Below are 12,580 nucleotides of genomic sequence, written 5' to 3'. Positions count from 1 at the left end.
TGGTGTGGCGAGTCGATCAGCCCTCCATCGAGAACACGGCGAGCGTGTCGCCGCGCGGGCCCTGGCGGAGCCAGCCGCTGCCGCCGACCTGGACGGCGACGTACTGGGCCTCTTCGTCGGGATCGTACCAACTCATCGGCGACGCGCTGATCGGCACGTCGAACTCGTACTCCCAGAGTCGGTCGCCGGTCTCGCCGTCGTAGGCGACGAAGTTCCCGTTCTGGTCGCCGTTGAACACGAGTCCCGTCGCGGTCGTCATCGAGCCGCCCCACATGTAGTGTTCGCTCTCGATCTGGTCCATCCAGGCGATCTCGCCCGTCGTGGGGTCGACCGCGACGAAGTGCGTGATGTAGCCGTTCCACTCGTCGGGGATCTCGTCGGCCGGATCGTCGAGTCCGCCGCCCCAGTAGGGATCGCCGGGCTCGTACTCCTCGAACCGCCAGTAGAGGTCCTGCGGGAAGTTCTGGTGGACGAAGTACGCGAGTTCGGTCTCCGGACTGTAGGACGGGGGCTGCCAGTCGTTGCCGCCCGGTGCTCCGGGGACGAACGGGATCCGCTCCTCCTCGCTGATGTGGGGGATCATCCGCCACATGTTGATGTGCTGGCTGCACCCCTCGCTGCGCTCGTAGAGACGGCCGTCGTCGGCGTCCAGGATGTAGACCCAGCCGGTCTTCCCGGACCCGAGCACGACGTCGGTCTCCTCGCCGTCGATCTCGACGTCGCGGACGAGCACCCGCGGCGCCGCCGAGTCGTAGTCCCAGACGTCGTGGGGGCTCTCCTGGAACCCCCACTGGATCTCGCCGCTCTCGAGATCCATCGTGAGCGTCCCGCAGGTCGGGAAGTTCGGCCCCGGCCGGACCGTCCCGTCGAAGTCGGGGCCGGGGTTGCCGATGGGCGTGTAGAGGACGCCCCGCTCCTCGTCGATCGTCGGCGTCATCCAGCTCGTGCCGCAGCCGCTGTCGCGGCTCGCGCCGATCCACTCGTCCTCAGGAAGCGTATCCTCGTGCCACACTTCGTCGCCGCTCTCGGCGTCGAGCGCCGCGAGGAAGCCGAGCACCCCGTACTCGCCGCCAGCGCTCCCCGTGTACACGGTCCCGTCGTAGACGACCGGCGCCCACGTCGCCGAGTAACCGACCTCGTGGTCGCCGGTGAACGTGTGCCACTCCTCTTCCCCGGTGTACCGATCGAGCGCGACGACGCCCGAATCGAGCGTCGTCATGTAGATCTTATCGCCGTAGACGGCGACGCCGCGGTTGTTGTCGTCGCAGCACAGCAGGACGTCGATCGGTGGCGCGTAGGCGTAGCTCCAGAGGACCTCGCCTTCTCGAGCGTCGATCGCGTTTACGTGATTCGGCCCGTTGGTCTGGTACATGATCGGCGGATCGCCCGGGACCACGACGGGCGTCCCCTCCATGCTCGAGCCCGTGCCGACCGACAGCTCGTACTCGAGCTCGAGGTCGTCGACGTTGTCGGGCGTGATGACGTCGGCGGTGGTGTGTCGGTGTTGCTCGTAGCCGCCGCCGTACATCAACCACGATTCGGGGTCCTCGCCCGACTCGCTCAGCATCTCCTGGTCGACGTCGACCTCCGGAATCCGATCGGTGTCGTGCTGTTCGAGGACCGGATCGTCGGGAACGTTGGTCAGTCGATACCCGTCTTCTACTTCCGTGAGTTCCATCCGCCGCGAAGCCTCGATGGCCCTGTTGCTGGTAGGTTGTGCCATAGGTGATCACCTCAGTTTGCTCGGCGCGCGCATCTCGTCCGTGATGTAGAAGACGTCCCGCATCAGGTCCTCCTGGCTGACGATCTGGATCGCGGCGCTTCCCGTGAACGCGGCCGTCACCGTCTCGTCGGAGAACGACTCCGCCGTCGCCAGGTCGTGGGCCGCGAGAGCCGTCACGTAGATGCCGCCCAGCATCGCCTTCGTGTACCAGGCGGCATCGTCCAGGATCGCCTCCGTCACGAGCGGTTCGTACTGCCAGAGGTGTCTGTCGAGCCCCCGGATCCACAGCAAGGCCCCGCCCATCGCGCGCTGGTGGAGCGGCGGCACCTTCGAGGTGTCGAACTCGACGCCGTCCGGAATCTGGTTCGCCGGTACCCAGCGGGCGAGCCGTTCGTTGTTGGTCGCGACGGCCACGAGCAGCGCCGTCTTCTCCGTCTCGTCGAAGCCGATCTCTTCGAGCGCCGACGAGAGCGACTCCGTCCCGACGAGTTCCCGGGTCGTCCGCTCGACGTGCTCCGCGGTGAACCGCGGCATCGTCTCGTCGAGGCGCTCGAAGAAGTTGATCTCGAGGAGGTGATCGTAGAGTCGCCACCCCGGCTCGGCGACCGCCACGTAGTTTCCGCCCGGTTCGTCGGGGACGCCGACGGCACGAACCTCCGGCAGCCGCCGGAGTTCCCGCTCGAGCCCGTCAAGCACGTCCTCGAGCAGCGCCGCGTCGAGTTGGCCCGCGAGGTCGGCCCGGATCTCCTCGCCGATCGAAGCGAACGCCGGGTCGCTCGTCGACTCGACCCGTCCCGCGAGCCCGTCCCACGTCACCGGTTCGTCCCCACTGACGTCGACCTCGAGGGCGTTAGCCAGATCGCGTCGTTGCGCGACCGTCGTTGTTTCGTCCGCAGATGTTTGTGTCATGACACCACCACAGGTAAACCGTCACCGTGTGGTTAGATAACTATTACCAAAGATTTCCAGTGCTACAATCACTTTCTAAATTCAGTGTTAGGATGCACAAATTAAACTTAGTACAGCGTACTGCCGTTCGGCTACCACCGCCACGAACGGGCCGGGTCGCCGTGCCCGCTGCCGGTAAGCAGAGACTACGCTCGAGTTCGTCGCCATTATCGTATTGACAAAACGTTTATAAACGGTCGGCGGCGGGGGCTGCAGCGCGTCGCGAAGGCGGACGATGATACCATTATGTGCCGCAGGGTGGACACTCGCCCCAGAATGCGTTCGCAGAGGTTCTGGGTGCTCGAGGGCGACGAACCCCTCGTCGAGCGCCTCGCGGCCGGTCTCGGCCGGAGCCCGGCCCGCGTGCTCGCGTACCTGCTCTTGCGGGCCGAGCGCGAGGACGACCCGACCACGAGCGTTCATCTCCAGGTCGGCACCCGGCTGAACCGAACGACCATCAGTGACGCGACGACGCGCCTCGAGGAGACCGGACTGATCGGACGCGATTCGCTCCGGGACAGCGAACCGGGACGACCCCAGACGGCGTGGCACCCGCACGCGGATCACGAGACGACGATCGAACGGACGTACGATCGCCACGGGGTCGCCCTGGTCGACCGGGCGCTCGAGATCCACGATCACGAACGGACGGTCCGGTCCGCCGACGACTCCTCGCTCGCGCTCGCGCTGAACTGGCGACCGAACGCCCTCCACGCTCCCTTCTACGCGGCGCTCGCGTCCGACTGGTACGAGACGTTCGGCCTCGACGTTCGGATCGAGCACCACGAGGGATCGCGACGGGCGCTCCGGCAGGTCGGCGACGGGTCGGCCGACGTCGCCGTCGCCGGCGCCGCGACGGTTCTTCGCGCACGCGAGGCCGGCGAACCGATCGTTCCGGTCGCGCCGTGCTACCAGCGCGCGACGACCGTCCTCTACACGGTCCGATCGGTGTTCGGCGAACCCCTCCGGAGCGTCGCCCAACTCGAGGGACGGCGAATCGGCATGCCACCGAACTCCGAGACGAAACTGCTCGGACGCCTCTTCCTCTCGCAGACCGCGTTCAGCGACGACGTTCGCGTTCTCGATACGGACGGCGAGGAGCGGACCGCCCTCGTCGACGGCGCTGCCGACGTCGTCACCGGCTCGTTCGCCGATCCGCTCGAACTGGAACGACGGGACATGACGGTCGACGCCCTGCACGTCACCGATCACTTCCCAATCTACGGACCGACGCTCGTCGTCCACGAACGGACGCTCGCCGAGCGGGCGGGGACGCTCGAGCGGTTTCTCGCGGCGACGACCGGCGGCTGGGCCGACGCCCGATCGGACCCGGGGCCGGCCGCCGAGCGGATCGCCGCGGTGAGCGACGAGGACGAAGCGCGAATCGAGCGAACGTTCGAGCGGGCGGCGTCGGCGTTCGGCGGGAGCGAGGCCGTGCGAGAGCGCGGCTGGGGGTGGCAACGGCGCGAGATGTGGGATCGACTCCGAACGGCGCTCGAACAGGGACGCCTGCTTCGCGAACCGGCATGATCGAACTCGAGGGAGTCACGGTGGAGTTCGACGATGTCACCGCGATCGCGGACGTCGACCTGCGGATCGAGACCGGCGAGTTCGTCACGGTCGTCGGCCCCTCTGGCTGCGGGAAGACGACGCTGTTGCGGACGATCGGCGGCCTCCAGGAGCCGACGGGCGGCCGGGTTCACATCCGCGACCGCGCTCCCGAGCGCGCGCAAACGGCCGGCGACGTCGGCTTCGTGTTCCAGCGCCACACGCTCTTTCCGTGGAAGAGCGCGCTGGAGAACGTCACGTTCCTCCGGTCGCTGGCCGGACGGGAGCCGAACGAGGCGGACGCGCAGGCGCTGTTACGGTCGATGGGGCTCGAGGGGTTCGAGAACGCGCGACCGGACGCCCTTTCCGGGGGGATGAAACAGCGGGTCGCCATCGCTCGCGCGTTGCACCTCGGCGCAGACGTGTTGTTGATGGACGAGCCGTTCGGGGAACTCGACGAGATCACGCGCGACGAACTCGGCGTCGAGATCAGGCAGCTCTGGCGCCGCGAGCGGAAGACGGTCGTCTTCGTGACCCACAGCGTTCCGGAGGCGGTGTTTCTCGCCGACCGCTGTCTCGTCATGCGCGGCCTGCCGGGTCGGATCGACGCGACGTTCGACGTCGACCTGCCCGAGCCCCGGGACGAGGCGGTGTTCGGCACCCGCTCGTTCCAGGAGCAGGTCGCCCGCGTCCGACGGACGCTCCACGAGAGCTATGACTGATCGCGTTCGCGCCGCCGCGGGCGATATCCTCCTCCCGACGCTCGCGCTCGCCGTCGGCGTCCTCGCCTGGTGGGCCGTGACGGTCGTCGGCGACGTCCCGCCGTTCGTGCTGCCGGGGCCGGAGACCGTGGCCGCCCAGCTGTTCGAGAACTGGACGCTGTACGCCTGGAACGCCTGGTACACGCTCGAGAAGGTGGTCTACGGCGGCGCCGTCGGGATCGTCGGTGGCTTCCTGCTCGCGGTGGCGATCGCGTACCTCCCGTGGGCCCGGACCGCGGTGTACCCCTACCTCGTCACCGTCAGGGTGGTCCCGAAGATCGCCGTCGCGCCGCTGTTGCTGATCTACCTCGGGACGGGAACGGCGACAGCGGTCGTCTTCGTCGCGCTCGTCACGTTCTTCCCGCTCGTGTTAAACACGGTGGCGGGACTCGACGCGGCCCCGGACGCGCACCGCGAACTGCTGCGCTCGGTCGATGCCGGCCCGATCGCGCGAATCCGCTACGTCGACGTGCCGTACGCGATGCCCGACGTGTTCGCCGGACTCAAGCAGTCGGTGACGCTCGCGGTGGTCGGCGCCGTCGTCGCGGAGTGGGTGATCGCCGACGACGGCCTTGGTTTTCTCGTGTTGATGGGCGCGGAGAACGTCCGCCCCGACGTCATGCTCGCGGCGCTCGTGACGCTGCTGCTCGAGGGGCTGTTGCTGTACGGGGCGGTCGTGCTGGCTCAGCGCGCCGCGGAGCGACGGCTGGGATTCGGTCGGTAGCTCCTACGGTTCGGCCCACAGCGCGCGCTCGAGGACGACCGGCACGAGGTAGAACGCGACGCCGAGCGCCGAGAGGACGACCAGCGCCGCGTACGTCTCGGCCGTCCGGAGGTACGTGGCGGTGTCGAACACCCGGTAGCCCAGCCCGGACCGGAGCGTGACGAACTCGGCGACGACCGCGCCGATGACGCTCAGGGTCGTCGCGATCTTGACCCCCGCGACGACGCTCGGCGCGGCCGCCGGAATCCGGACGAAGCAGAACGTCGCGAGGGGGGACGCGCCGACCGACTCCGCCAGGTCGAGGTAGGCCCGCGGCGTGTTCCGCAGGCCGTCGAGCGCGGCGATCGTCACCGGGAAGAGCGTCATCGACGCGACGAGCAGCGCTCGAGCCGGGATCCCGCGACCGAACCAGAGGAACAGCAGCGGCGCGATAGCGATCAGCGGCGCGATGCGCAGCGCGACGACGTACGGGAGGGCCGTCCGCGCCGCCGTCCGCGAGTACGTCATCGCGAACGCGAGCGCGAGGCCGACGACGCCGCCGGCGACCAATCCGAGCGCGGCCGTCGCTCCCGTGACGAGCGCGTCCCCGAGCAGCGTCGGATACGTCTCGAGCAGCGCGACGCCGACGTCGACCGGCGACGGGAGGATCATCGTCGGCAGGTCGGTGACGACGACGGCGGCCTGCCACGCGGCGAGTATCGCCGCGAGGACGACGGTCGGCGGCAGAACGCGCTCGCCGCCGGCGACGAGTCCCTCCCGGACGATCGGCGACCGCGGCAGCGCCGGCGTCCACACGGGTCGTCCTCGGGAATCGCCGCCGTCGGTCACGGCACCACCCCGAGCCAGCGCTCGCACTCGGCAGTCGCGCCGCGGTCGCGCTCCCGATTCGCCGACGGGGAGCGGCTACGCCCCCGCCAGATCGGCGTAGTCGGCGATGTACTCGTACTCATCGTCGAGGTAGTCGTTCGTCCAGACCGCGTCGGGATCGACGTCGTTCTCGAAGACGTCGGCCGCCGCGAGGGTCTCGTACGTCGACTCCCACGGAGACGGCTCGTTCCACCCCCAGCCGTTCTCCCGGACGGCCTCCGACTCCATGTACTCGGATCGCATCCGCTCCCACTTGTCGAGCTGGTTCTCCCGGACCTCCTCGAGTTCCGGCTGGACGTCGACGAGGTGATCGATCGCCGCCTCGGGACGCTCGCTCGCCCAGACGGCCCCCCTGGCAGTCGCACGGAGGAACGAGCGGACGGTCGTCTCGTGGTCCGCTGCGAACGCCTCGTCGGTGACGACGAGATGACCGTACGACGGGATCGTCTCGTCGATCCGGAGGACGTCGACCTCCGCCCCCTGATGCTCGGCGTCGACGACGTCGCCGAACACTCCGCCGGCGGCGTCGATGTCGCCCGCGAGGAGCTGCTGGACGGTATCGAACCCAGCATCGACGTAGTCGACGGTCTCGAGAACGTCGTGGTAGTCGAGATACGCCTGTGTCATCTCGCGCACCATGCCGGGTCCACTGCCGACGGTCGCTCCCTCCAGCTGTTCCGGATCGGTCAGTTCGCCGAACCCGTCCCGGGTGGCGAAGACGACGTTCGGATTTCGCTGCATCACGACCGCGATACAGCGCGGATCGAGCCCGCGACTGTTTACGTTGAGGATCTGATCGGGACTCGATACCGCGAACTCGACGTTGCCGAGTCCGGCCTGGTTCGCCGCGAAGTCGGAGCCGTCGCCGCTCTCGATCGTCACCGACTCGAACCCTTCCTCGTCGTAGAACCCGTTCTCCCGCGCCGCGACGTACGGCGCGTGGAGCCCGCTCAGTTGCCAGTTGAGCAACAGCGAGATCGACTTCTCCTCCGGCTCGTCGCCGTTTCCCTCCGCCGCGTCGTCACCGTTTCCACCGTTCGAACCGTTGTCCTCGGACTCGCCCAGACAGCCGACCACGGTCGCGGTTCCCGCGGCTGCGAGGACGCAACGGCGCGTGTGTCGATTGTGTGTCACCATCTCCCACACGAGAGAGCTATCACCAGGGGTCTGATAAAGGATTGTGGGATTTTTTTAAGTAGTCGCGCGCTCGTGACCGTCATCGATGGCGAACAGCCGCCGGGCCGAGCCAGCAGCTGGGCGGTCGATTCAGCGGTTCGAAGTCGCTCGAGACCCGCGTCTGCGAACCGTCGCCTCGCTCGCGGGTCGCTCCGCTCCCCGTTCGCAGTTCCGAGGGGAAGTAGCGAAGCGAGCGAACCTCGCCTACAGGAGGAGCGCGATCACCGCGAGAACGATGAAGATCAGCACGAAGATCCGTGCGATCTCCATCGAGACACCGGCGACGCCGCGGGCGCCGACGGCGGCGGCGACGATCGCGAGGATAAAGAAGATCACTGCCCAGTACAGGAAGCCGCCGCCACCGATCTGGAGCGGAGTTGCGGTTGCGAGTTCGAGCATACCTCGGGCTCCCACGTCGTCTCATATAAATCTCGGCGACCGTCCGTCCCAGTTCGTCCCGCTAAGCGCGGGCTACACGACGGTTACGAACCCCTTCGACGGTCCTCGAGGCGAGACCGCGGCTCATACTGTCGGACAGCAGTCAGTGAGACGTCGGTCGCGAAATCCCGGCCGTTACCGCTAGTGACGCCCGACTCGAGCGACCGATCTCCAAATAGTTCCGTCCGACAGTATCAGTCGTCGCCGAAGAACGCAGCGCAGAGTTTCGCCTCGGCGGTTCGGAGGTGCTCGTGGAACGTCGGCCGCGAGACGTTCATCGTCTGGGCGAGTTCCTCGCCGGTCGTCGGCCGCGGCCACTCGAAGTAGCCTGCGAGATAAGCCCGTTGTAACGCGACGAACTGTCGGTCGGTGAGCGACGTCTCGATTCGTGCGGCAAACTCCTCGGGCGTCTCGCCGTCGGCGTCGCGCTGCCGGAACGAGACGACGTCGGTCCCCTCGTACCGGTCCTCGATCGCCTCGACCACCGAGCGGACGTTCGCCGAACGGGGGATCTCGACCGTGAGACGGGCGCTGCCGCCTTCGCTCTCGATCGTCTGCGTTCGGACGCCGCGCGCCGAGAGCCAGGCGACGAGATCGTGTTCGTCCATCAGTTCGATCAGACAGCCCTCGTCGTGTTCGACGAGGACGGCGAGGTCGGCCGACGGGAGTTCCGCAGCGGCCGCCCGAAGTTCGTCGCCGGTCGCACCCGTGACGGTGAACAGCGACGCCGTCCCGTCGTCGGTGCCGTGGACCGATCGGCGGTACTCGAGGTGGCCATCCGTCGCCGCCGAGAGCGCCACCGGCGCGACCGACGGGTCGGTAAGCTCGAGTTCGACAGCGACGACGGCGTCCGTCTCGAGGGTCCGGCTGGTCTCGCGGGCGTTGACGCCGCTGGCGATGGCACGCGCGAGCGCCGAGAGGATCACCGCCTCTCGATCGACGATCGGGCGATCGCGGTCCGTACAGACCGTCAGAACACCGTACTCGATACCGTTGTAGGTCAGCGGGAACGACGCGTGGGTCGTCTCCCCGTCGCCACGGCTGGCGACGTCGTCGGTCGCGAGCGTTTCGGCTGCCGGATGGGATCCGTCCACCGCCGGAGCCTCGGGCGAGACGCCGGCACTCGAGCGAACCTCGATCGCCTCAGTCGCGGGATCCCGTTCGCCGATCCAGGCCCCGTCGTAGGCCGGCTCCGCGGCGATCCGTTCACAGACTGCGGCCTCGAGCTCCGACCGGGAGGTCGATCCCGCGACGACGTCCGTCACGTCCTGGACCAGCCCCTCGACGCGATCCAGGATGTACTCGAGCTCCGCCGTTCGGCGCTCGAGTTCGCGTTCGGCCTCCTTGCGCGCCGTCACGTCGTTCTGAAAACCGACGTAGTTGGTGAGTTCGCCGGCCTCGTTGTAGACGGGGGCGATCGTCACCTCGTTCCAGAACTCGGTGCCGTCCTTGCGATAGTTCGTGAGTTCGACGGTGACGGGTCGTTCTGCTGCGATGGCGTCTCGCATCTCTGCGATCGCTTCGGGGTCGGATTCCTCTCCCTGGAGGAACCGGCAGTTCCGGCCGACGACCTCGCTGTAGCTGTAGCCGGTCATCTCCTCGTAGGCGTCGTTGACGTACACCAGCGGATTGTCCTCGCGGTCCGGATCGGAGATCGTGATTCCGACCGGCGCCTCGTTGATCGCGCGCTCCTTGACGACGCGATCGCTCGACGGCGCGTCGCTCTCGCTCGTTCGCTCGAACGTGATCGTCGCGCCGTCTTCCCCTCGATGAACGCGCGCGTCGTAGACGTCGTGATCGAGCGAGACGTGTCGGGCGGTGCCGACCGTCGTCTCCGTGATCGCGTCTCTAAGCACGTCCCAGTGCGGTGCGAGCAGCGTTGGCGCATCCAGTGAGTCGTCCTCCGAGAGGTCGAACTCGCCTCGCGCGGCCTCGTTCGCGTACGTGATAGTTTCGTCGCTGACGGCCAGTACGGGATCGACGACGTACTCGAGCGCGGCCGTCGACGACGAGACGCCCCCCGAATCGTGCGTCCCCCGAGTAGTATCCATATCGTTCCGTACGGCGGGACTCCCTAAGAACCATGGTGGGTGTGGCGACCGACCTATCAACGAGACAGCACTGAACATTATGACAGTTCGTGTTGTATGCTACCACATGTCTGCCTACCGATCGCCGTTCGAACGACTCCGGGCGAAGTTCGAAGAGTCGGAACTCGAGTGTCCGCAGTGTGGCTACTTCGACGGCGACGGCGGGTGGCGGGTCACGACGAGCGGAAGTCGAGTCCAGTATCAGTTCGTCTGTCCGTCGTGTGACGCCGTCGAGACCAGAGAACTCCGCTTGTAGAGGCGAGCATCGACACAATGCAGTCGGCCGACCGCAGTCGAGTCGGTCACTCCTCTTCGCGTTCGTACAGTTCGGGTTCGTCTACTCCGCGCTCGTAGCTCTCTCGCTCGGCGATCTGGACCTCCGCGTCGTCCGCTTCGGCGACCACGCGCTCGAGACCGTCGGCGTCCGCCGTCGAGAACTCCAGGTCACCGATCGACGCGGTTTCGTTGGGCTCCGGAATCGCCACCTCGCCGACCTCGTCCCCGTCCTCGGTGACCCGAAGCAGGAACGCGTCGTCCGCCGGGACGACGTGAACCGCCTGCCCGTCGACCGCCGCGTGGGCCCGCACCGGTTCGGAGGTGTACGATCGGGTCGTCTCGTCGTCGACCTCGAGATCCACGGCGTACGCCGTCTCGTTCCCGGTCACCTCCCAGCCGGTCCGTTCGACGTGGACGGTCTCGCGCCAGCCGAACCCGCCGACGTGGACGGTCTCCTCGCCCTCGTACTCGAGCAGATCGGTGCGAACGGCGACCGTCGCGAGTTCGCGGTCGTCGTTGACGACGATCACGCCGTCCTGCGGGATATCGAGAGTCTCGTTCTCGTCGCCGACGTCTACGACCGAGCGCTGATCGAGCGTCGCGTTCCGTTCGTAGGTGACGGCGTACTCCTCGACGTCGACCTCGCCGGACCCGGGGACGGTGTCGTCGTCGACCACCGTCAGGCCGAACGGGACGCTCGGAACGGCAACCAGTACTGCCAGCACGGCGAGACAGACGATGGCCGTCTGGCGACGCGAGACCGGACTCGAGAGCCACCGATCGGGAACGATCGGCGGGAGCGCCGGAAGCGCGAGCAACAGCGAGAACAGGAGCAGCGTTCCGAGCGAGAGGAACAGCGGCTGATCCTCGAGCAAGACGCCCGCGGTCCCCGCCAGGAAGCCGATCGAGACCACGAGCAGCCAGGCGACGGCGAGCTGGCGCCGCGTCGGCGCTCGGGGGAGCCTCGAGAGCGGTCGGGGGAGCGGACGGTCGCTGCCCGCGACGGCGACCGTGACGACCATCGCCAGCAGGACGACGAGCACGGCCCCGGCACCGCGATAGAGCACGAACACGTCGTCGCCAGCGGGCCAGACGAGGAGCCAGAGCGCCTGGGCGAACCCGAGCAAGAGGGCCGCAAAGAATACTCGCTCCCCGGTCGGCCGCCGTCTCCTGCGTCTCAGCAGCGCGATCCCGACGAGTGCGCCGACGAGAAAGCCCAGCAGGTGCGCCTGGAATCCGATCGCGGCCCACTCCGGCGGCGTCGGTGGCCCCGTCTGAACCGCCTCGCGCACGACGGGCTGGGTCAGGGCTTCGTACAGTAGCTGCAGGGCGCTGGAGGCGACGAGCGCGACGACGGTCGCGAGCGGATGCGTGACGAGCGCGAATCCGGCGATAGCGAAGACCGCGCCGGAGAACCCGAGCCCCGGTCCCAGCGAAAAGAACGCCGTGAGATACGCAGCGGCGAGCAGCGCGGCCGGAAACACGACGACCGCTCGGATCCAGGGGCGGGTCAGCCAGCCGCCGGACTTCGATCGTCCTCGAGCGTGACCCGTGCTCCGCGAGGACCGAGGATAGTGACTCCACGCGTACTCCGCGATCGGAGCGAACGCGAGGGTCCCGACCATGTTTGCTACCAGGTGTTCGGGCGAGCCGTGTGCGATACCGGCCGTGAGCCATCCGGTCGGGTAGAAGTACGACCACGTGATGAACGGGTACGTGAGCGGCTCTCCCCAGTGGCGGAGACCGCCCTGGGCCAGCAGGTAGAACGCGACGACGATACCGACGGTGACGAGCGTCCCCCAGGGGACGCCGTAGAGGAATCTGTCTCCGACGAGCGAGCGCCAGCGGTCGCGCTCTCCGTACTGCCACACGAAGCCGAGCGCGGCGAGGATCGTCAGCACGAGGACGATCTGGGTGGGCGTGACAGCCATTGTGAATGCGTTACGAGACCGGGATCGTAACTATTCGGTATTCTCTCGAACGTGACAGTTCGAGCCGCGGTCCGGCGTGGCCAGGAGGGCCGAGAGGG

11 protein-coding genes are annotated in these 12,580 nt (G+C 67.7%); 4 read left to right on the top strand and 7 right to left on the bottom strand.

Features of this window, described 5'->3' with window-relative positions; translation table 11 throughout:
• Window positions 1-16: 16 nt before the first annotated feature.
• The gene (locus CV102_RS00720; protein ID WP_148855818.1) at window positions 17-1,723 is read right to left on the bottom strand and encodes a pyrroloquinoline quinone-dependent dehydrogenase; all 1,707 of its coding nucleotides are present in this window, start codon (window positions 1,721-1,723) and stop codon (window positions 17-19) included.
• A 6-nt stretch (window positions 1,724-1,729) separates the two neighbouring features.
• On the bottom strand, window positions 1,730-2,632 hold the full coding sequence (locus tag CV102_RS00715; RefSeq protein ID WP_148855816.1) for a hypothetical protein: 903 nt from the start codon (window positions 2,630-2,632) through the stop codon (window positions 1,730-1,732).
• A 315-nt stretch (window positions 2,633-2,947) separates the two neighbouring features.
• Here CV102_RS00715 and CV102_RS00710 point away from each other — a divergent pair, with 315 nt between their 5' ends.
• The 3 genes from CV102_RS00710 to CV102_RS00700 are packed head-to-tail and all read left to right on the top strand — an operon-like array spanning window position 2,948 to window position 5,704.
• Window positions 2,948-4,201: an ABC transporter substrate-binding protein gene (locus CV102_RS00710; RefSeq protein WP_148855814.1), complete on the top strand. Its 1,254-nt coding sequence runs from the start codon at window positions 2,948-2,950 to the stop codon at window positions 4,199-4,201.
• Window positions 4,198-4,941, top strand: a complete 744-nt coding sequence (locus CV102_RS00705) for an ABC transporter ATP-binding protein (RefSeq protein ID WP_148856526.1) — start codon at window positions 4,198-4,200, stop codon at window positions 4,939-4,941. Before CV102_RS00710 ends, CV102_RS00705 begins: the two co-directional genes overlap by 4 nt.
• Window positions 4,934-5,704: an ABC transporter permease gene (locus CV102_RS00700; protein ID WP_148855812.1), complete on the top strand. Its 771-nt coding sequence runs from the start codon at window positions 4,934-4,936 to the stop codon at window positions 5,702-5,704. Before CV102_RS00705 ends, CV102_RS00700 begins: the two co-directional genes overlap by 8 nt.
• A gap of 3 nt (window positions 5,705-5,707) precedes the next feature.
• Here the strand turns inward: CV102_RS00700 and CV102_RS00695 are convergent, their stop codons facing one another.
• The 4 genes from CV102_RS00695 to CV102_RS00680 form a co-directional block, all read right to left on the bottom strand.
• A complete protein-coding gene (locus CV102_RS00695) occupies window positions 5,708-6,532 on the bottom strand; it encodes an ABC transporter permease (RefSeq protein ID WP_148855810.1) in 825 nt (274 codons plus the stop codon).
• A gap of 75 nt (window positions 6,533-6,607) precedes the next feature.
• Window positions 6,608-7,708: an ABC transporter substrate-binding protein gene (locus tag CV102_RS00690; RefSeq protein ID WP_148855808.1), complete on the bottom strand. Its 1,101-nt coding sequence runs from the start codon at window positions 7,706-7,708 to the stop codon at window positions 6,608-6,610.
• Between the two features lie 243 nt (window positions 7,709-7,951).
• The gene (locus CV102_RS00685; RefSeq protein ID WP_148855806.1) at window positions 7,952-8,146 is read right to left on the bottom strand and encodes a DUF1328 family protein; all 195 of its coding nucleotides are present in this window, start codon (window positions 8,144-8,146) and stop codon (window positions 7,952-7,954) included.
• A 233-nt stretch (window positions 8,147-8,379) separates the two neighbouring features.
• Window positions 8,380-10,236, bottom strand: coding sequence for a bacterio-opsin activator domain-containing protein (locus CV102_RS00680; RefSeq protein WP_148855805.1), 1,857 nt, complete (start codon window positions 10,234-10,236; stop codon window positions 8,380-8,382).
• A gap of 106 nt (window positions 10,237-10,342) precedes the next feature.
• Here CV102_RS00680 and CV102_RS00675 point away from each other — a divergent pair, with 106 nt between their 5' ends.
• Window positions 10,343-10,531: an HVO_0649 family zinc finger protein gene (locus CV102_RS00675; protein ID WP_148855803.1), complete on the top strand. Its 189-nt coding sequence runs from the start codon at window positions 10,343-10,345 to the stop codon at window positions 10,529-10,531.
• A 46-nt stretch (window positions 10,532-10,577) separates the two neighbouring features.
• Here the strand turns inward: CV102_RS00675 and CV102_RS00670 are convergent, their stop codons facing one another.
• Window positions 10,578-12,482, bottom strand: coding sequence for a rhomboid family intramembrane serine protease (locus tag CV102_RS00670; RefSeq protein ID WP_148855801.1), 1,905 nt, complete (start codon window positions 12,480-12,482; stop codon window positions 10,578-10,580).
• Between the last annotated feature and the right edge of the window lie 98 nt (window positions 12,483-12,580).

The sequence above is a fragment of the Natronococcus pandeyae genome, from assembly GCF_008122205.1.
Taxonomy (GTDB): Archaea; Halobacteriota; Halobacteria; order Halobacteriales; family Natrialbaceae; genus Natronococcus; species Natronococcus pandeyae.
The sequence above is the reverse complement of the archived record's forward strand: the minus strand, read 5'-3'. Positions and strand labels throughout refer to the sequence as shown.